We start from the raw sequence: 19,076 nt of genomic DNA, 5'->3' as shown, positions 1-19,076 counted from the left end.
CGCAACAGAGAGGATTCCTCATGCTGTTCGTCGAGGCCAATGGCGCGAGGATACCGGCGATCGGGCTCGGAACCTGGGAGCTGGAGGGGCGCATCTGCGCGCGCGTGGTCGAGCAGGCGCTGCGGCTCGGCTACCGCCACATCGATACCGCCCAGGTCTATGACAATGAGCGCGAGGTCGGCGAGGGATTGCGCGCCTCGGGCGTGCGCCGCGACGACGTCTTCGTCACCACCAAAGTCTGGACCAATCATTTCGCGCCCCACGATCTCGAACGGTCGGTGAAGGAGAGCCTGGTGCGGCTGCGGCTTCCCGCCGTCGACCTCGTGCTGTTGCACTGGCCCAATCCGCATGTGCCGCTGGAGGAGACGCTGGGCGCGCTGGCACATGCCAAGCGCATGGGCCTCACCCGCCATATCGGCGTCTCCAACTTCACGGTGGCTCTGATCGAGCAGGCGGCCGCGCTGTCGGGCGAGCCGCTCGTCTGCAACCAGGTCGAATATCATCCCTATCTGGATCAGACGAAGGTAAAGGCGGCCTGCGACCAGCACGGGATGGCGCTGGTTGCCTACAGCCCGATCGCCAAGGGCCGCATCAAGGCGGATCAGACGCTCGCCGCGATCGGCCGCGCCCACCACAAGACGCCGGCACAAATCTGCCTGCGCTGGCTGGCGCAACAAAATGTGTCGGCGATTCCCAGAACCTCACGTGTCGAGCGATTGTCGGAAAACATCGAGATCTTCGATTTCGAGCTCTCAGATGCCGAGATGGCGCAGATCGCCGCGCTGGCCAGCCCGAAGGGCCGTCTGACCGATTTCGGCTTCGCCCCGAAATGGGATTGAGGGTCGGTTTGGTTATGCTAGGACCAGAACGGCAACCCAAGATCGGGCGATGGACCTGCGGAAGATCATACGGACGGATGTTGCGGCGTCAGCCATCGCGCATCTGACACTGGTGGCGCTGATCATCGTTATCAGCGAGGTCCATCCGTTTCATTCCGCACCGATCGAGACTGTCGCGGTCGATATCGTCACGCCGGACCAGGTGAAGCAGGAGGAAGCCAAAGTCGAGGAGAAGGCCCAGGATGCGAAGCCGCCGGAGCCGCTCCCCGAGTTGAAGCTGCCGAAGTTCGATCTCACCGACAAGCCGGACGCCGCGCCGAAGCCTGCGGTTGAGCAGAAGGCGGCGCCGCAAAAGCAGGCATCGCACGAACAGCAACAGAAGCAGCCTCAGCCGTCGCAGGTCCAGAAGCAAGAGGCCAACGCGCAGCCGCAACCTCAGCCTCAGCCGGCACAGCCGCTCCCCGCGATGCCACAGCCACAGGCTGCGCCTCCAGCCTATCAGGCGCCGCAGCCCGACGTGACCGTCAAATACGGTGTGATGCTTGGCCTGCCGCCCGAATTGCCGCCCGAGCCGAAAAACGCGCCCAAGGATGACGGCGCCGATGCCAGGGATTCGATCGGTGCCAAACTGCCGCCCGAGGTCGTCGCCGAGCTTCGCCGGCACCTGAGGAACTGTTCGAAACTGCCGTCGGACGTTGCGCCGACCGACGCGGTGCGCGTCAAGCTGCGCGCAGTGTTCACTACCGACGGCGCGCTGGCCCGCCCGCCGATCCTGATCGAGGCCCCGCCGTCGACGAAGGGCGTGGCCATCGTGAAATCCGCGATGAGCGCCCTGCAGGCCTGCCAGCCCTACAAGATGTTGCCCGTCGACAAGTACGAGGAATGGAAGGTGATGGACCTGTCGTTCACGCCGGGAGATTTCGGATCGTAGGTCGCAGCACGGATTTCGCGGAGCCCGTCATCGGGCGCGCATTCGCGCGACCCGTTGGCTCCATCCGGCTACGCGATCACATTCGTCGTTTGCTCGCGAGCCACGTGAGCGCCGCCAAAATTCCCGGCAGTTGCAGGTCATGACGAAGTCTGCCTGATGCCGGCAGGAGGCGGTGGTCCACCGCGACACCGGCGCGGCGCAGCGCCTCGACGTAAGCAGTTTGGACCGACGCCGACACGCGCTGGTCGTGCGGGTCGGTCAGTACGATGATCTTTTGCGGGGGATGGTGCGCGACGCCGGCGACATGGTCGATCGGGTCGAGGAAATCGCTGTGTCCGGTGATGTCGGCGGTCCAGCCGTTCTCGCGATTGCGCTGGGCCACCGCAGTATTGCCCGAGGTGATCACCGCGCAACCGATGTCATCGCGACGCGCGATCAGCGCGGCCACGAGATGGCCGCCGCCGGATTGGCCGACGAGATTGAGACGGCGCCAGCCGAAATGCGCTTTGAGGCGGGTCAGCGCCGCATCGACCAGCGCGACCTCGCGCGGCCGGCGCCGGTCGAGATGGTGCCCCGTCGAACCCAAGATGCCGGGGCGCGCCAGATGCAGATAGGGGCGATGGAAGGTGGCGCTGAACTGTTCGGCGAGTGCCTGCACGTCGTAGGCCGTCGCTGCGACGTACCATTCGTTGGCCACGACGGCATCATCGCGCTTCTCCACGGCATCGCCGCGCAGGAAGATGACGGGATCATCAGGCGTGCCTTCGGACGCCGCGCCATAGAAGGCGAGAACATCGGGCTTGCCGTCGACTTCGACCCGTACGCGTCCCGGACCGTCGCCGTCGGACGTGGCGCATTCGACGCCGCGAACCACATCGGTCCCGGAGAAGGGCGTCGTCGGCAGGTCGGCAATATTGGGAAAACTGATCACGGCTTGAGTTGTCGGGGAAACGCGGGCGCAATGTCAAGTGGTGCGCGTGATCTCGATCACGGAGGTCTCGAAGGCTGGGCAGAGGCGCCACGCACCGTGCCCGCGATCTCTCTCCAATCGCAATCGATTGTTGGGCACGCTTGCGCTTTGCCCATCCTGCGGCTGCGTGCGCGCAGCTTCGCTGTGTCGCCCTCTGTCAATGCACCCGTGTGAAAATATTCTTCTTTACCGAAATTCGGGAATGGCGTATGTGTCGCCCATCCCGGCTCATCCTTGAGGGGCGATCGTACGTCGTCACGAATTGCGAGCCGGGCTTGCGGTGGACGCGGCAGCGTCGGCACGAGAGGGTGCGGGCAGGGCGGGTAGTCCTTGTGAGCCCGAAACCGCGTGCGGACGAGCGGCGCTGTGAAATTCGTCTCGCCAACATTTTTTCCCGCAACGTCGACAGTGCGGGAAAACCCTGTGGCATCAGGCGAACGCGCGTACGGCAAAACCGTGTGGTCCCGACCGTCGTTGCTACGGTCAAGCCGTCGCGGAGATGTGGAGCGTCCAACCGGATCAACCACATCGTCAATTCGCGAGGCGAGGGAGGCCAGAAGGAATTCGGCTCCCGGGAGAGCACGGCATAAGCCGTCAACCCATCGCGCAGGGAAGGCCGTGTGTTGGGCTTCACCTGTATGCTGCTGTGCGGTCTTTCACTGCGCTACATTCGCGCAGCAGACCGCGGGTGCGAGGTCAGCACCCGGCCTTCCCTGCGCCCTCTCGGACGAGAGGGCGGAGTGATCAAGCAAAGCTCGGGCGAATTGCGCCGCGAGGCTGCGAAGGTGTGTCTGCTACTCAGTGCGAACGGGAAGAGCGGAGCTGTCTCCTCATACTCCGTCATTGCGAGCGCAGCGAACCAATCCAGAGCGTATCCGCGGAGGGATTCTGGATTGCTTCGCTGCGCTCGCAATGACGATATGGAAAGAGCCGGCCTCAATGACCGCGCTTCAACCCCTCGTCGCCTGCGATCACATCCGGCGCCATGGCCGCCCAGGCACTCGAGGCGAACTGCCGGCGCCAGGTCACCACCACCACGGCGGCCGTGGTTACGAACAGCACCCAGGGGCTGACGAACCAGCCGAGATAGCCGAGCGCGAAGAAGAAGGCACGCTGGCCGCGGTTGAAATGGCGGCCGGCGGATTCGAACACGCGCGAGGTGCGGATGACATGGGCCTCGGCCTCTGGCGTGTCGCGCAGGGAAGACGGCGGCATGCCGCCGAACAGGATCGCGACATAGTTGAACAGCCGATAGGCCCAGGCGAACTTGAAAAAGGCATAGACACAGATCAGCACCAGGCCGACGCATTTTAGCTCCCACAGCGCGGGCGAGGGGCTGAGATCGATCGGCAGCTTGCCCAGAATGGTGATGGCGTCGTTGGTCGCATGCAGCAGCGCCAGCGCGCCGCCGAGCGCGAACAGGCTGGTGGAGGCGAAGAAGGCGGTGCCGTTCTGGAGCGAGGCCATGATCTGCATGTCGACCATGCGCGTCTCGCGATCGAGCAGACGGCGGACCCAGACCTCGCGATAGCGGTTCATCCGCGCCGACAGGCTGTCGCGGCCATAGGCCGAATGCTCGAGCGTGGCGGCATAGGCCAGCCATTCGATGATGAAGAAGCCGACGGCGGTGATGTCGACCCAATGCCTGCTCATGTCTCTCTCCTCGCGAGCCGCCACGATTGCCACGCATGGCTGGTAGCGGCAACGATTGATTGGCGGCAGGCGATGGCGTTAAAAGCAGCCGCACCCGAAAGACCTACGGAAGGACCAGTGACATGGCAGCGCTCAAGCTCGCGATCGGCAACAAGAACTACTCGTCATGGTCGATGCGGCCCTGGCTCGCGCTCCGCGCCAACGACATCCCGTTCGTGGAGACCGTGATCCCGCTCTACACCGACAATCCCGCGGACAAGGAGCAGATCCTGTCCTTCAGCCGCGCCGGCAAGGTGCCGGTGTTGGTCGACGGCGACGTCACGGTGTGGGATTCGCTTGCCATCATCGAGTACGTCGCCGAGCGCTATCCGGAGAAGAAGCTGTGGCCCGACGATTTGGCGGCGCGGGCGTTTGCCCGTTCGGTGTGCGCCGAGATGCACTCCGGATTCATGGCCCTGCGCAGCGAGTGCGGCATGAACCTGCATCGTCCGGTGCGTCCCGTGACGCTGTCGGCGGATGCCATGGCCAACGTTGCGCGCGTGCAGGAGATCTGGCGCACGTGCCGGACCCGCTACGGTGCGGACGGGCCGTTCCTGTTCGGCCGCTTCGGCGCAGCCGATGCGATGTATGCTCCGGTCGTCCATCGCTTCCGCACCTACGCGATCGAGGTCACGCCGGAGGCCAAGGCCTATATGGACACGATGATGGCGATGCCGGCGTTCCAGGAATGGACCCGCGATGGGCTCGCCGAAACGCTCGTCATCGAAAAGTTCGAGAGCGTCTGATCGTGGACATGATCGGAGAAGCGGCACCGCTGCTCCGACAAGGTCGTGCTCGCTTGAAATGTGATTTGGCGCGGCTTGACGGCATGCCGGCTCGCAGCGCTCAATCGAAGGGAAGACGGCTCAGGAGAGGGGACGGTAATGGGAATTCTGGACTCACTGGAAAACAATCCCGCATTGCGTAGTGCGCTCGGCCAGCTCGGCGCCGCCGTCCTGCCGGCCGTGCTGAACGAGGTGCTCGGCAGCAACAACCAGGGGGGCTTAGGCGCGATCGTCGCCAAGCTTCAGCAGGCGGGCTTCGGCGATCAGGTCAAATCCTGGCTCGGTAATGGCCAGAATCTGCCGATCTCGGCCGACCAGCTCCGCGCCGTGCTCGGTAACGACACCGTCCGCCAGCTTGCCGCGCGCTACAACATTCCGGTCGACCAGCTCGGCGAGATCCTGGCCCAGGAGCTGCCCAAGGCCGTGGATCAGGCAAGCCCGCAGGGCCATCTGCCCCACGGTGCCTGAGTGGGGCGGTTCCGACGGTATCGCAGAACGCTCGACCCCTATCTATCATCCTGAAAACACTGCGGGATTGCTGGGTTTGCCTGGCCTGCATACTGCTGGCCAAAACGCCGCATCGCGTGCTATACGTCGGATCGGGTTTTCAGCCGGTCCGTCGCAGTGGGGACCCTGGGCACGGCCGGCGCTGTTTGAGTGATGGAGATGGGCGTTGAAGCATAAATTCCCCGTGGGAACGCGCGTATTGTTCACGGCCAGCAACGTCGCGCGCCCGGCTGCGAGTGGCGCATACGAGGTCATTCGCCTGCTGCCGACGGAAGGCGACGACTGCCAATACCGGATCAAGAGCTCGACCGAAGCCTTCGAACGGGTCGCCAAGGAAAGCCAGCTCGCCCTCTCATAGTGCGCTGACAGCACCACGCATTGACATCGCGGAGGAATTTGCTCCGCCTGCCGTCAAAAGGCCCGCTTCGGCTCGGCAAGGTGGCGCGGGGGCAGTTACCGGTTCGCGGTGCTCGCTTGACCATTCGCTCTTTGCTCGCGTGAGGGGACATCGCGCATGAACTGGGCATGGGCCTCGTCGCTCGACCAAGTCTGGCGCTCGCCGGCCTTTCCGATGTGGCTGACGCTGGCGGCGGCCGGCTTCTTCGGCTTGATCCTGCTGATCACGCTGCTGCGCGCCGAGAAATCGGTCGCCAACGGCGCGCTGACCGTCATCACGCTGCTCTCCATCGGCATCGCGGTGGCCGCCACCATGCGTATCTATGGGCCGCTCGGGCAAGAAACCTCGACTGTGGAGGCCCGCACGCAAGCCACGGTGACCGCGACCCTGCCGGCGCTGTCGTGCCTCGACGACATCGCCGGCGATGCCGTGCAGGTCGGTTGCGAGAAGGCGCTGTTCGGCTCGCCGGATGCGGCGGCTACCGCCGTCTCCTACACGGCCGCGCGGATCGACCGCCTGACCGCGCTTGGTGATGTCGCGACTGCCGAGAAGAGCCTGACACCGGACCTGAAGGTGCTGCGCAAGTCGCTGGAGCACGATCGCTATGGCCTCGTCGCGCAGGTGCTGGTCATGCGCGACGCTTGTACCCAGTTCGATTGTGCCGCGTTCCGCTCCCTGACCGATCAGCAGCAGGTCGCCGCCAACATGGACGCCCATCTCTACGACATGCTGGTCGCGCGCTACGCGCCGACCTGGAACGCGCCTGGTTCGGCGCCGGCGGGCACTCCATTCCCGGGCGCGGTCGCCGCGCTGCCGCCGTCGATGCCGACGGGCAAGCCGACCAATGCGGAGTTCCCGAGCGCTTCGTCGACCCCGCCGGTGAGCATCATGAATCCGGAGCCGTCGACACGCCAGCCGCCGGCTGCCAACGCGGCCGCAGCGCCGGCGCAACGCGCTCCGGCTGCGACCTCGGCTCAGGCCACCGCGCCTGGGGCTCCGGCTGCGAAGAAGCCGCCCGCGCCGAAGGCTGCACGCGCGCCGGCCGCTGCGCCGGTTCCGCTGGCACCGCCGCCGGCCACGGCTCCTGCGGCTGCGGATAACGACTAGTTCGGCTTTGAAAAGGCGTGGCTGGCCCGCTAATGCTGGGCCATGCCACTCCATCTGATCAAGCTTGCCGTCGGCTGCGACTCCGTCAAGGAATTGAAGGGGTGGGTCGCCGAACGGATGCAGACGGCCAAGAAAAAAGGCCTGCCGCAACGCCACATCCATATCACCCGCATGGTGCCGAAGCGCGACGCCGAGATTCTCGCAGGCGGCTCGCTCTATTGGGTCATCAAGGGCGAGATCGCCGCGCGCGAGAAAATCATCGGCATCGAGCCGTTCCGCGACAAGGACGGTATCGGGCGTTGCCGGATCGTGATGCAGCCAAAGGTGATTTCGGTATCGCCGCGGCCGATGCGCCCGTTCCAGGGCTGGCGCTATCTCACGGATGATTCCGTGCCGGCCGATCTCGGCAAGTCCGCTGCCGGCACCATTGCGGCCATGCCGGAGCCGATGCGGCGCGAGCTGCGCGATCTCGGACTGCTCTAAACCGCAAGATTGTCGATCAGCCGCGTCGTGCCGAGCTTGGCGGCGACCAGGATCCTCAGCGGCCCATCCTTGCGCGAGGTGACCGGCGCCAGCGTGTCGGCACGCCGCACCTCGAAATAGTCGAGCTCAAAGCCGGCCGCCGTGATCATCTCGGCGCCGCGGGCCATCGCGCTGGCTATGGCTTCGCCGGACCGGATCCGCGCGGCACTATCCTTCATGGCGCGGAAGAGGGTGGTGGCGGTCTGCCGCTCCGCAGGCGACAGGTAAACGTTGCGCGACGACATCGCGAGCCCGTCGCGCTCGCGCACGGTGCGGGAGCCGATCACCTTAACGCCGAGGTCGAGGTCGCGCGCCATCTGTGTCACCACGCGCCATTGCTGAAAGTCCTTCTCGCCGAAGATCGCGACATCCGGCCGGCATTGCGTGAACAGCTTGCCGACGACGGTGGCGACGCCGCCGAAGAAGTGCGGGCGGAAGCGGTCCTCCAGGCCGGCCAGCGCCGGCCCCTCCGGGACGATGCGCGTCGCAAAGCCCTCCGGATACATCGCCTCGACGCCGGGGTGCCAGACGATGTCGACGTTCTCGGCTGCGAGCTTGGCGATGTCGGATTTCCAGGTCCGCGGATAGGCGCCGAAATCCTCGGTCGGGGCGAACTGGGTTGGATTGACGAAGATCGAGACCACGACGCGACTCGCACGCTGCTTGGCGAGCCGCACCAGCGACACATGCCCGTCATGGAGGGCCCCCATGGTCGGCACCAGCGCGATCGTGGCCTTTCGCCTGCGAAGACTGTCGACGGCGCGTCGCAGGGCGGGCACCGTGCGGGTGATCAAGGGGCTTCGTGACATCAGGACTCGGCAAGGTTGGGGGGAGGGCGCGGCCTGCCGCGCAGCCGGATAACCTTAACAAGCCGCGATCGTGGACGCCATGCATCGACATGCGGCACAGCATCCGTCGTAATGAGGATGTCGCGCCCTTGTGGGCTGGATCACTGATGTGACATCGCGACACGATTCATGATGATGACCAGCGCACTTGTGATTTCGTCATCCTGTCACGCATTTCACTTGACCGCAGACGCGGCCAACTCGAAGATATTGTTCAGGGGTGTTGAGGATCGCCATGCTCGTGCAGGCTAGCCAAAGCCAATCCGGCTCGGCGCACGTCGTTGTGCTCGGCAATGAGAAGGGCGGCTCCGGCAAATCGACCACCGCCCTGCACATCGCGGTTGCGCTCCTGAAAGCCGGCCAGCGCGTCGCCACTATCGATCTCGACTGCCGCCAGCAAAGCTTCACCCGTTACATCAACAACCGCTCCGTCTGGGCCCGGCGCAGCAAGATCGACCTCGAGCTTCCGGTGCATCGCTGCATCAAGCTCGGCGAGACCATGCAGATCGCCGAGAACGAGAATTCCGAGTTCCAGCAGTTCATGGAGGCGGTGTCGGCGGTCGAGAGCAGTTTCGATTTCATCGTCATCGATACCCCCGGCACCGACAGCTATCTGATGCGGCTCGCCCATTCGATGGCCGACACGCTGGTCACGCCGATCAATGACAGCTTCCTGGATTTCGACGTGCTCGGCACCGTCGACCCCGCCAATTACGCGGTGACCGGGGAAAGCCATTACGCCGAGATGGTGCGCGACGTCAGGCGCAAGCGTCGCCAGCTCGACGGTTCGACCACCGACTGGATCGTGGTGCGCAACCGCCTGTCGATGCTCGGCTCCCGCAACAAGCAGCTTGTCGCCGAGGGGCTGAAGGATCTGTCGCTGCGGCTCGGCTTCCGTTACGTCGATGGCTTCGCCGAACGCGTGGTCTATCGCGAGTTCTTCCCGCGCGGCCTGACGGCGCTGGACGAAATCGACGAGACGACGCTCGGCATGCGGCCCAATCTCGGCCATCTCACCGCGCGGGAAGAGGTGACGGGCCTGCTGCGCCAGCTCAAGCTGCCACTCGACGAGCGCGGCCGGCGACGTGCGGCAAATCGCGCAGAGTGGTTCAGCCAGGTGGATAAGCCGCTCGAGGTTCACGACATCCTCGGCGCCTAAGCGGTACGTTGCTACTTCCGCTCGATCACGGCAGCGAGTTCCTGCGGGAACCGAACGCCTGCAAAGCCGTTTTCATCAGGCATTCACTGTGAGATTGAACCCGATCGTGACGGGTTGCGTCGGAGGGTCATCTGCATTCGGACGTAGCGGTATCAGAACAGGGTGCTCACCAAACGTGTGCGTCGCACAATGAAAGGGCTGCTGGATCACAATATTTAGCCTTCCTGTCACGCGGCTGTGACATATATTAGGGAATAGGCGCGAAGGGGCCGAAGAGCTCCTCGAACAACACGATTTTCAACAGGGATCAGGTCGCAAGGCCTGAGGCTGAGGACGAAAATGAAGCGTGGAATTGCCGTTCTGGTTTCTGTCGGAGCCCTCTGCGGTGTCGCCTATTTCACGGCGAGCAAGTGGGCCATCAAGCACGAGACCATCACCTTTTACGACGCTTCGCGCGACAATCGTCCCGTGCCTGTCGACATCGCGATCCGTCGCGACAAGGAAATGCAGGCAAATGCCGGCATGATCACCATGCCGGTCGCGGTGATCAATCACGGCAACACCGTCAAGAATACCGAGTACGGATTCCTCGCCAACGCGTTCGCCGCCCGCGGTTATCTCGTTGTCAGCCCGCAGCATGATCTGCCGACCGATCCTCCGATGGTGACCAAGCCCGGAGAACTCTATGTCGGCCGCCTGCCGCAAATTCTGCGCGGCGTCGCCAACATTCATCTGGCGATGCAGGAAATGAAGAAGGTTCAGCCCAACGCCGACTACTCCAGGGTGACGATGGTCGGCCATTCCATGGGCGGCGACATCACGATGTACTTCGCCAAGCAGTATCCGGATGAGGTCAAGAAGGTCGTGACGCTGGATAATCTCCGCGTGCCGTTCGTGACCGCGGGCAAGTTCAAGATCCTGTCGTTCCGTTCTCATGATCCGCAGTTCAAGACCGATCCGGGCGTGATCCCGACCGACGAGGAGTGCGAGAAGGCCGGCATTCAGGTCGTGAAGACGGACTTCCAGCACAACGACATGCGCGACACCGGCCCGGATGACGCCAAGAACTCGATCCAGGGCATGCTCGATAAATTCCTGACCGACACCGACAGCGCAATCGCGCCGGTAGACACCCGTTCGGCTCCGCCCAAGATCCTGGAGCCCGGTCCGGTCGCGCTGATGGCACCCGCCAAAAGCTGATCTGAAACCAGCCGATCCATTCGGTCATAATCGGAAACGAGTTTCAAAGCCCCCGCCGGCTTCCGCCCGCGGGGGCTTTGCACATTGACCGGGCAGGGCACGCTATCCACATTGGTGGTGTGAGACCAGGTGTAACTTCGGATGCCCGGCGACCCCATCAAACCGCGTAATGGCGAGGCCGTGTCGGCGAGAGCCGAAAGCGACGGCGCGTTGCCGCAGGCAAAGACGTCGACGTCGGAGGACGTCGCCGCCTTCGTCGCCAAGGCGCGTTCGCTGTCGCCGCATGCACCTGGCGCGAAGGGCCGCTTGATCTTTGCGTTGGATGCGACGATGAGCCGGCAGCCGACGTGGGACATGGCCTGCGCGCTTCAGGCCGACATGTTTCGCGAGGCTGCAGCGCTCGGAAGCCTCGACATTCGGCTCGTCTATTACCGCGGTTACAACGAATGCCGCGCCACCGGGTGGATTTCCGACAGCGCCAAACTGGCGACGCTGATGAGCAAGATCGATTGCCGTGGCGGCGACACCCAGATTGGCAGGGTGCTGACGGACGCGCGGCGCGAGGCGGTTGCATCGGGCGTGCGCGCCGTGGTTTTCGTCGGCGATGCCATGGAGGAGAAGGTCGACGCGCTCTGCGCCAAGGCAGGTGAGCTCGGCATGCTGAAGGTGCCGGTGTTCCTGTTTCAGGAAGGCCATGATGCGGGCGCCGAGCAGGCGTTTCGCGAGATCGCGCGTCTGACCGGCGGCGCCTGGTGCCGGTTTGATCCGGGTGCGGCGGCACAGTTGCGCGAGTTGTTGCGGGCTGCGGCGGCCTACGCGGCCGGAGGTCGCGAGGCGCTGTTGAGATTGGCGAAGACGGCGAGCGGCGCGGCGCAGCTAATCGGACAGATGAAATAGCCGGCCAGCGCGGCGGAGGCGGATGCTGTGCATTTTGCCGGAAGCGCGACTATATTCCAGCCATGACCCTGATCGCCGGCGTTGTCGCCGTTATCACGCTCTATCTGTTGCTGCAGATGTTCCGCGCCGCCAATCCGGCGGTGCTGGCGCGCGCCCTCAAGCTCGGTGGCGGCGTGGTCGCGCTCGCGGTGGCCGCCTTCACCGGCTTGAGGGGCGAGCTGGCGGTGGCGATCCCGCTCGGGATATTCGGCGCCGGACTGCTTGGCTGGACGCCGTTGGCGAATGCGGGGTTTGGCAATATGGGTGGGTTGTTCGGCGGTGGCGCAACGCGCCCATCCGGTCAGACCTCGCACGTGCGCTCGCAATTCCTGGATATGCGGCTCGACCATGAGTCTGGCCAGCTGTCGGGCCAGATCGTCGCCGGGCCTTACGCCGGGCGCAGTCTCGACGAGTTCGATCTTGCTAGCCTGCTGGCAATGGTCCCGGCGTTCGACGCTGAGAGCGTGGCCTTACTTGAAAGCTATCTGGACCGCCGGTTTCCCGCTTGGCGTCAGAACGCGCAGGGCAACGCGGCAGGGGGGCAGCGCCGCACGGCGGCGAGCGGCAAAATGACGGCGGAGGAAGCCTATCAGATCCTTGGCTTGCAGCCGGGAGCGGGGCGCGACGACATCAGCCGGGCGCACAAATCCCTCATGAAGAAACTGCATCCCGACCAGGGGGGCTCGACGTACCTCGCTGCCCGGGTAAACGAGGCCAAGGATACTCTGCTTCGTACGCATAACGGCTAACTCCGGCACCACGCCACAAACGCCCGTACCGCGTGGGCCCCGCTTGCTCTGTTTGCCGTCGCCCCGATGCCCGCCATTGTCGGCGTGGTCGATCCCTTGAGCAAAGTTTTAACCGTAAATTCTTGACGAGAGGTTGTCGCGGAACAGCTTCCCGCGCCACCACATCCCCAAAACAAAAATGCCCGCGCAAGGCGCGGGCATTTTGGCTTGGAAGGTAAGAGAGATCAGTTGCGGACGGTCATGCAGGAGATGTCGGCGCGCTTCAGCGCCTTGCACACCGCCTCGGCCTGGTCCCGCTCGAGCCCGGCGAAGCGGGCGCGGTAGAGCTTGCGATTGTCCCGGGCGACAACAGGCTCGGTGAAGGGATCGGCCTTGCTGAGCAGGCCGCGGGCCGAGCTGCGGGCGGCTTCAATGCGCTGCTGGGCTTCGCTCTCGCTCTCGAGCGCGCCAACCTGGACGATCCAGCCGCTATGGGTGACGACCGGCTTGGTGGTGGCGCTCAGCTGGATCGGCTGGGGGGCCGGATCGGCGGAGGCGAGCTTGGCGACCGGGGCCGCGGCGGTGGCCGCCGGCAGCACGCCGAGGATGCCGTTGCCGGTGCCGAAGCCCGCCGGCTGCTGCGGCAACTCGGCACGGGCGGCTTCGGTCCTGACCGGTTCCGGCTTGTTGATGATGTCGGCCCTGGCGACGACGGCGCCGGAAGTCTCAGCGACGTCGTTATGGGACGAAATCGTGTTGGTGACCTGTGGCGCAACTTGCGTCGGGGCGGCGGACGCGACCTTCAGCGCGCCGGCCTTGACCTGAACCGTTTTCACCCGGACCGGCTTCATTGGCTCGGACGAGCCCGGAATGAGGGAGAGCGGCTGGCTCGCGATCACACCGTTGGTGAGCGGCGCGGGCTCGATCTTTGACTCGGTAGGCTTGGCTTCAGGCTTGGCCTGAACCGGGGGCATTGCAGCGGTCGCAGCTGCAAGCGCCGACAGGCGCGATGCGAGACGCGGTGCGGCCGTCTCGGGGGCGGGCGCAGCCGCGACCTGAACCGGCGCAGCGGGCCGGGCCGGGGTATCCGAAGCATCGGCGACGTCGTTGCTGGTGTCAGCGCTGTTGCGCTCGGTCACCGCCACGACGGTGTGGGTGGTGGCACCCTTCTCGAGGTTCTCCGCGAGCAGGTTGCGCATAATGGCATCGCGCGAACCGCCGCTGCGGCCGCCGAGCACCACGCCGATCAGATGGCGGTTGCCGCGGCGCATCGAGCTCACGAGGTTGAAGCCGGAGGCGCGGGTGTAGCCGGTCTTGATGCCGTCCACGCCCTCGACGCTGCCGAGCAGGTGATTGTGGTTGCGGATCTGCTCGCCGCGCCAGGTGAACGAGGTGGTCGAGAAATAGCGGTAGTAGCGCGGAAAGCGCTCCTGGATGGCGCGGCCGAGCGTGGCCTGGTCGCGCGCGGTCGTCACCTGCTCGTCGTTGGGAAGTCCGTTGGCGTTGCGATACACTGTCTTGGACATGCCGAGCGCGCGCGCCTTGCGCGTCATCATCGCGGCGAAATCGTCCTCGTCGCCGCCGATCGCTTCCGCGATCACGACGGCGGCGTCGTTGGCGGAGCGGGTGACGAGACCCTTGATCGCGTCCTCGACGCGGATCGTCTGACCGGCACGCAGATTGAGCTTGGTCGGATCTTGATCGGCGGCGTGCTGCGACACCGGCATCTCGGTGTCGAGCTTCATCTTGCCGGACTCGAGACGCTCGAACAGCAGATAGAGCGTCATGATCTTGGTGAGCGAGGCGGGATGGCGCAGCCCGTCGGGGCTGGTCGACTGGAGTACCGCGCCGGAATTGCCGTCGACGATGATCGACGCGAATTGCGGGCTGTAGCTCTCGGAGACATCGCGATGCACCCGGTGGTGCGCGTAGTGCCGCCGATAGCGCCGTGCGTCCGCGGCATCGGTTGTGACAATGACGGCTGTGGCGGCCGTAAGAAGCCCGAAAACGCCAACCCGCGCCAAGCGCGAGGAAGACCAGTTGTTACGAAGCATGGAACCCCGTCCCCGTTTGTGACTTGATCACCGGCTCGTGAGGCGAAATTGTGCCCTGCGGACCCGGGATCATTACCTGCTCAGGCTGTCGCTCCGCTGGTGCTCACCGCGGGAGACGTTGGGCCTGAGCCGCTGTTCTGGCTAAGGTGATGTTCTCAAACGGCTTTTGACCGTCTGCGGAAGGTGAACACGTCCAGGGAATCAGGGTAGGGGGCCGCGGTTTCCAAAAGCTTAAGGAACCCTTGCGGGAAAGCCCGGGAATCTCCGTAAGTTGGATTGATTTTTGTGCGACGCACAAGATTCTTGACTTTTTTGTGCGCTGCACTAATTGTGGGCAGAGTCAGGGAGCCGGGGCTTCCGGACGCGAGCCAAGGAAAAGGATTCCAAAATGTTCAAGGTTGAAGACTTTCAGAACTATGGGAAAGAGCACTTCGAGTCGTGCGTTGCTTCCGCGACCTCGGTGCAGCACGGCCTCCAGGCGATCGCCAGCGCCTATGGCGACTACACCAAGAAGTCGTTCGAGGACACCAAGTCCTTCGTCGAGAAGCTTTCCGGCGTGAAGTCGCTGGACAAGGCGCTTGAAGCGCAGACCGATTTTGCCCGCTCCTCCTACGAGACCTTCGTCGCGGAATCGCAGAAAATCGCCGGCCTCTACAGCGACCTCGCCAAGCAGGCGTTCAAGCCGGTCGAGACGGTCGTGTCGAAGTTCACCCCGGCCGCCCAGTAATTTCTGAACTTCTGGAATCGAAAAGCCCGGCTGGTTCAGCCGGGCTTTTTTCGTTTGTCGTGACGATTTCGTCGGCGTGCCGCGCGCAGCTCGGTATGTGCTTGAACATCGAGACGTGCGCGAAGGTAACGCGCAACGATCGTCATCCGAAGGCCGTGTCCTGGGACTGGGTCGGCAAGTTCAATCGGACCGTAGAAGACCGGAGATGTCCCGGCGCGCAACGCTGAGGGCCGGTTCCTGGTCAAGTTGCTTCTAGGCGGTCGAGGCGGAAATTTTTGTCAAATCGGTCCGGATTGATTAACCTTGGATAGGATCGCCCGGAGCGGGAATCGGGATTGCCTTGGCCATATCGGCCAGATTGTTGCACGCTTGCAGGGAGCCGGGGGCAGGCCCATATTCCCCAGAATTGATCCGGGCCTGACCGGACCGGTTGGAAGCGGCGATCCAACAAGGTGGCGCGCCCGTGCCAAGCTCCGAAAGGGTGGGGCCGAGCGTCACTCGCTTCCGTGGGGAATTTTGAACGCCTGAGCCATGCCGCAACTGACTTCCAGACTCGACCTGTCCGCCGCCGCCCACGCTCCCCGGATGAGCAATGACGAGAACCGTTCCGGAGGTCCGGCGGGTCCGAACACGTCCGTCATCACCAAGGTCAAACCGAAGACCAAGCGGCCGAACCTCTATCGCGTGTTGATCCTTAACGACGACTACACTCCGATGGAATTCGTCGTCCACGTGCTGGAGAAGTTCTTTCAGAAGGACGTCGAGGCCGCGACGAAGATCATGCTGCATGTTCATCATCATGGCATCGGCGAGTGCGGCGTGTTCACCTACGAGATCGCCGAGACTAAGGTGACGCAGGTGATGGATTTCGCCCGGAAGCACCAGCATCCGCTGCAATGCGTGATGGAAAAGAAATAGGACGCGTCACGGCAGGTTCGAGCCAGCCTTGCGCATGACGCAGTGTCGCGTGATGCCTTGGTGTTGTGTACCGGCGTATTGTCCCGGCGAAGTGTCTATGGCCATCGGCAAAACTACGGAAATTCGCACCGGCGAGAATCCGTCTAAGAATCCTGCCCAAATCGGAACGGGTTTTGCATCGAGAATACCGCAGGTGCCGAGCTGCCGAGTCGCGGAACCGGTCTTTCGCCGCGATCTTGTATAACTATATGTGACAAAGGTTGTTGTTGCCTGACCGGGCGATGGCGATCATGATGGTGGGGGCCATAGAGGACGCGAATGCCGACTTTTTCTCAAAGCCTTGAACAATCCCTGCATCGTGCACTGGCGATCGCCAATGAGCGTCATCACCAATACGCGACGCTCGAGCATCTCCTGCTTTCCTTGATCGATGATTCCGATGCGGCCGCCGTCATGCGCGCCTGTAGCGTCGATCTCGACAAGCTCCGCACGAGTCTCGTCAACTACCTTGAAACCGAATTCGAAAACCTGGTGACGGATGGCGCCGATGACGCCAAGCCGACCGCCGGCTTCCAGCGCGTGATCCAGCGCGCGGTAATCCATGTGCAGTCCTCCGGCCGCGAAGAGGTGACCGGTGCCAACGTGCTGATCGCGATCTTCGCCGAGCGCGAGAGCCATGCTGCGTACTTCCTGCAAGAGCAGGACATGACACGTTATGACGCCGTCAACTACATCAGCCACGGCATTGCCAAGCGGCCGGGTGTCTCCGAGGCGCGGCCCGTGCGCGGTGTCGACGAAGAGACCGAGACCAAGGGCAGCGAGGACACCAAGAAGAAGGGTGAGGCGCTCGAGACCTATTGCGTCAACCTCAACAAGAAGGCGCGTGACGGCAAGATCGATCCTGTGATCGGACGCAATTCCGAGATCAACCGGGCGATCCAGGTGCTGTGCCGCCGCCAGAAGAACAATCCGCTGTTCGTGGGTGAAGCCGGCGTCGGCAAGACCGCGATCGCGGAGGGCTTGGCCAAGCGCATCGTCGACAGCGAGGTGCCGGAGGTGTTGGCGGCTGCAACCGTGTTCTCGCTCGACATGGGCACGCTGCTTGCGGGCACGCGCTATCGCGGCGACTTCGAGGAACGCCTCAAGCAGGTGCTCAAGGAGCTCGAAGCCCATCCCAATGCCATCCTGTTCATCGACGAGATCCATACCGTGATCGGTGCGGGAGCGACGTCGGGCGGCGCGATGGACGCTTCGAACCTGCTCAAGCCGGCGTTGGCCTCGGGTACGATCCGCTGCATGGGCTCGACCACCTACAAGGAATATCGCCAGCACTTCGAAAAGGACCGCGCGCTGGTGCGGCGCTTCCAGAAGATCGACATCAACGAGCCGACGGTCGAGGACGCCATCGCGATCCTCAAAGGCCTCAAGCCGTACTTCGAGGACTACCACCGGCTGAAGTACACCAATGAAGCGATCGAGGCTGCGGTGCAGCTCTCCTCGCGCTACATCCACGACCGCAAGCTGCCCGACAAGGCGATCGACGTGATCGATGAGTCCGGTGCGGCGCAGATGCTGGTCGCCGAGAACAAGCGCAAGAAGACGATCGGCATCAAGGAGATCGAGACCACGATCGCCTCGATGGCGCGGATCCCGCCGAAGAGCGTGTCCAAGGACGATGCCGAGGTGCTCAAGCATCTCGAGCAGACCCTGAAGCGCACTGTGTTCGGCCAGGACAAGGCGATCGAGTCGCTTGCCGCTTCGATCAAGCTGGCGCGAGCCGGCCTGCGCGAGCCGGAAAAGCCGATCGGCTGCTACCTGTTCTCGGGGCCCACCGGCGTCGGCAAGACCGAGGTTGCGAAGCAGCTCGCGGCGTCGCTCGGCGTCGAGCTGCTGCGTTTCGACATGTCCGAATACATGGAGCGGCACACCGTGTCGCGCCTGATCGGCGCGCCTCCCGGCTATGTCGGCTTCGATCAGGGCGGCCTGCTCACCGACGGCGTCGACCAACACCCGCATTGCGTCGTGCTGCTCGACGAAATCGAGAAGGCGCATCCCGACCTCTACAACGTGCTGCTCCAGATCATGGACCACGGCCGGCTCACCGACCACAACGGCAAGCAGGTCAACTTCCGCAACGTCATCCTGATCATGACGACGAATGCGGGTGCTTCGGATCTCGCCAAGCAGGCGTTCGGCTTCACGCGTTCGAAGCGGGAAGGCGACGACCACGAGGCGATCAACCGGCAGTTCGCGCCGGAATTCCGCAACCGTCTCGATGCCATCGTCTCGTTCGGTCATCTCAGCGTCGAGGTGATCGGCACCGTGGTCGAGAAGTTCGTGCTTCAGCTCGAGGCGCAACTCGGTGATCGCGACGTCACCATCGAGCTGTCCGAGCCCGCCAAGACCTGGCTGGTCCAGCACGGTTATGATGAGCAGATGGGCGCGCGGCCGATGGCTCGCGTGATCCAGGAGCACATCAAGAAGCCGCTGGCCGACGAGGTGCTGTTCGGCAAGCTCAAGGGTGGCGGCCACGTTCGCGTCGTTCTGGTCAAGGACGAGGCCGACGAGACCAAGGAGAAGATCGGCTTCGAGTTCGTCGAGGGCCCGGTCACGCCGAAGCAGGAAAAGCTGCCCGGCACCCGCAAGCGCCCGCCGGGCAAGCCCAACAAGCCGGGCGGCCCCGGCGGCTCCAAGGGGCCGACCTCGAAGGGCCCGCTGGTCAAGGCTTGATCGACGCACATGAACCGAAAGGCCGG

18 protein-coding genes are annotated in these 19,076 nt (G+C 64.0%); 14 read left to right on the top strand and 4 right to left on the bottom strand.

What is annotated here, in order from left to right:
• Nucleotides 1-20 precede the first annotated feature (20 nt).
• Together JQ587_RS35690 and JQ587_RS35685 are read left to right on the top strand one after the other, a co-directional pair.
• Nucleotides 21-839: an aldo/keto reductase gene (locus JQ587_RS35690; RefSeq protein WP_212301497.1), complete on the top strand. Its 819-nt coding sequence runs from the start codon at nt 21-23 to the stop codon at nt 837-839.
• A 49-nt stretch (nt 840-888) separates the two neighbouring features.
• On the top strand, nt 889-1,770 hold the full coding sequence (locus JQ587_RS35685) for a hypothetical protein (protein ID WP_212428480.1): 882 nt from the start codon (nt 889-891) through the stop codon (nt 1,768-1,770).
• A gap of 76 nt (nt 1,771-1,846) precedes the next feature.
• On the opposite strand, the gene JQ587_RS35680 is transcribed toward JQ587_RS35685, so the two are convergent.
• Both JQ587_RS35680 and JQ587_RS35675 read right to left on the bottom strand, forming a co-directional pair.
• Complete coding sequence (locus JQ587_RS35680; RefSeq protein WP_212428479.1) at nt 1,847-2,701, bottom strand: alpha/beta hydrolase family protein; 855 nt, start codon at nt 2,699-2,701, stop codon at nt 1,847-1,849.
• A gap of 975 nt (nt 2,702-3,676) precedes the next feature.
• On the bottom strand, nt 3,677-4,393 hold the full coding sequence (locus JQ587_RS35675; RefSeq protein WP_212428478.1) for a DUF599 domain-containing protein: 717 nt from the start codon (nt 4,391-4,393) through the stop codon (nt 3,677-3,679).
• A gap of 122 nt (nt 4,394-4,515) precedes the next feature.
• Between JQ587_RS35675 and JQ587_RS35670 the strand changes: the two genes are divergently transcribed.
• The 5 genes from JQ587_RS35670 to JQ587_RS35650 all read left to right on the top strand — a co-directional run bounded on the left by JQ587_RS35670 (nt 4,516) and on the right by JQ587_RS35650 (nt 7,711).
• Nucleotides 4,516-5,178: a glutathione S-transferase family protein gene (locus JQ587_RS35670; RefSeq protein WP_212428477.1), complete on the top strand. Its 663-nt coding sequence runs from the start codon at nt 4,516-4,518 to the stop codon at nt 5,176-5,178.
• 138 nt (nt 5,179-5,316) lie between these two features.
• Complete coding sequence (locus JQ587_RS35665; RefSeq protein WP_212303910.1) at nt 5,317-5,685, top strand: YidB family protein; 369 nt, start codon at nt 5,317-5,319, stop codon at nt 5,683-5,685.
• Between the two features lie 205 nt (nt 5,686-5,890).
• Nucleotides 5,891-6,082, top strand: coding sequence for a hypothetical protein (locus JQ587_RS35660; protein WP_036015225.1), 192 nt, complete (start codon nt 5,891-5,893; stop codon nt 6,080-6,082).
• A gap of 156 nt (nt 6,083-6,238) precedes the next feature.
• A complete protein-coding gene (locus JQ587_RS35655; RefSeq protein ID WP_212303909.1) occupies nt 6,239-7,228 on the top strand; it encodes a hypothetical protein in 990 nt (329 codons plus the stop codon).
• Nucleotides 7,229-7,270: 42 nt separating this feature from the next.
• The gene (locus JQ587_RS35650) at nt 7,271-7,711 is read left to right on the top strand and encodes a DUF1489 family protein (RefSeq protein ID WP_212303908.1); all 441 of its coding nucleotides are present in this window, start codon (nt 7,271-7,273) and stop codon (nt 7,709-7,711) included.
• Here the strand turns inward: JQ587_RS35650 and panC are convergent.
• Nucleotides 7,708-8,559, bottom strand: coding sequence for a pantoate--beta-alanine ligase (gene panC / locus JQ587_RS35645; protein WP_212303907.1), 852 nt, complete (start codon nt 8,557-8,559; stop codon nt 7,708-7,710). The two genes, JQ587_RS35650 and panC, sit on opposite strands and share 4 nt — an antisense overlap.
• A gap of 274 nt (nt 8,560-8,833) precedes the next feature.
• Between panC and JQ587_RS35640 the strand changes: the two genes are divergently transcribed.
• The 4 genes from JQ587_RS35640 (at nt 8,834) to JQ587_RS35625 (ending at nt 12,642) form a co-directional block, all read left to right on the top strand.
• Complete coding sequence (locus JQ587_RS35640; RefSeq protein WP_212303906.1) at nt 8,834-9,757, top strand: division plane positioning ATPase MipZ; 924 nt, start codon at nt 8,834-8,836, stop codon at nt 9,755-9,757.
• Nucleotides 9,758-10,096: 339 nt separating this feature from the next.
• On the top strand, nt 10,097-10,957 hold the full coding sequence (locus tag JQ587_RS35635; RefSeq protein WP_212303905.1) for an alpha/beta fold hydrolase: 861 nt from the start codon (nt 10,097-10,099) through the stop codon (nt 10,955-10,957).
• A gap of 141 nt (nt 10,958-11,098) precedes the next feature.
• Nucleotides 11,099-11,854: a VWA domain-containing protein gene (locus JQ587_RS35630; RefSeq protein ID WP_212303904.1), complete on the top strand. Its 756-nt coding sequence runs from the start codon at nt 11,099-11,101 to the stop codon at nt 11,852-11,854.
• A gap of 62 nt (nt 11,855-11,916) precedes the next feature.
• The gene (locus JQ587_RS35625) at nt 11,917-12,642 is read left to right on the top strand and encodes a DnaJ domain-containing protein (protein WP_212303903.1); all 726 of its coding nucleotides are present in this window, start codon (nt 11,917-11,919) and stop codon (nt 12,640-12,642) included.
• 224 nt (nt 12,643-12,866) lie between these two features.
• On the opposite strand, the gene JQ587_RS35620 is transcribed toward JQ587_RS35625, so the two are convergent.
• Complete coding sequence (locus JQ587_RS35620) at nt 12,867-14,675, bottom strand: serine hydrolase (protein ID WP_212428476.1); 1,809 nt, start codon at nt 14,673-14,675, stop codon at nt 12,867-12,869.
• 388 nt (nt 14,676-15,063) lie between these two features.
• On the opposite strand from JQ587_RS35620, the gene JQ587_RS35615 reads away from it, so the two are divergent.
• The 3 genes from JQ587_RS35615 (at nt 15,064) to clpA (ending at nt 19,050) form a co-directional block, all read left to right on the top strand.
• Nucleotides 15,064-15,402 (top strand): phasin family protein, encoded by a 339-nt coding sequence (locus JQ587_RS35615; RefSeq protein ID WP_212303901.1) that lies wholly within the window; start codon nt 15,064-15,066, stop codon nt 15,400-15,402.
• 585 nt (nt 15,403-15,987) lie between these two features.
• A complete protein-coding gene (gene clpS / locus JQ587_RS35610; protein ID WP_027530069.1) occupies nt 15,988-16,320 on the top strand; it encodes an ATP-dependent Clp protease adapter ClpS in 333 nt (110 codons plus the stop codon).
• Nucleotides 16,321-16,638: 318 nt separating this feature from the next.
• Nucleotides 16,639-19,050, top strand: a complete 2,412-nt coding sequence (gene clpA, locus JQ587_RS35605) for an ATP-dependent Clp protease ATP-binding subunit ClpA (protein WP_212303900.1) — start codon at nt 16,639-16,641, stop codon at nt 19,048-19,050.
• Nucleotides 19,051-19,076 lie beyond the last annotated feature (26 nt).

This window comes from Bradyrhizobium manausense (assembly GCF_018130615.1).
Taxonomy (GTDB): Bacteria; Pseudomonadota; Alphaproteobacteria; order Rhizobiales; family Xanthobacteraceae; genus Bradyrhizobium; species Bradyrhizobium manausense_A.
Note: the sequence above shows the minus strand (reverse complement) of the source record. Positions and strands in the feature narration are given on the sequence as shown.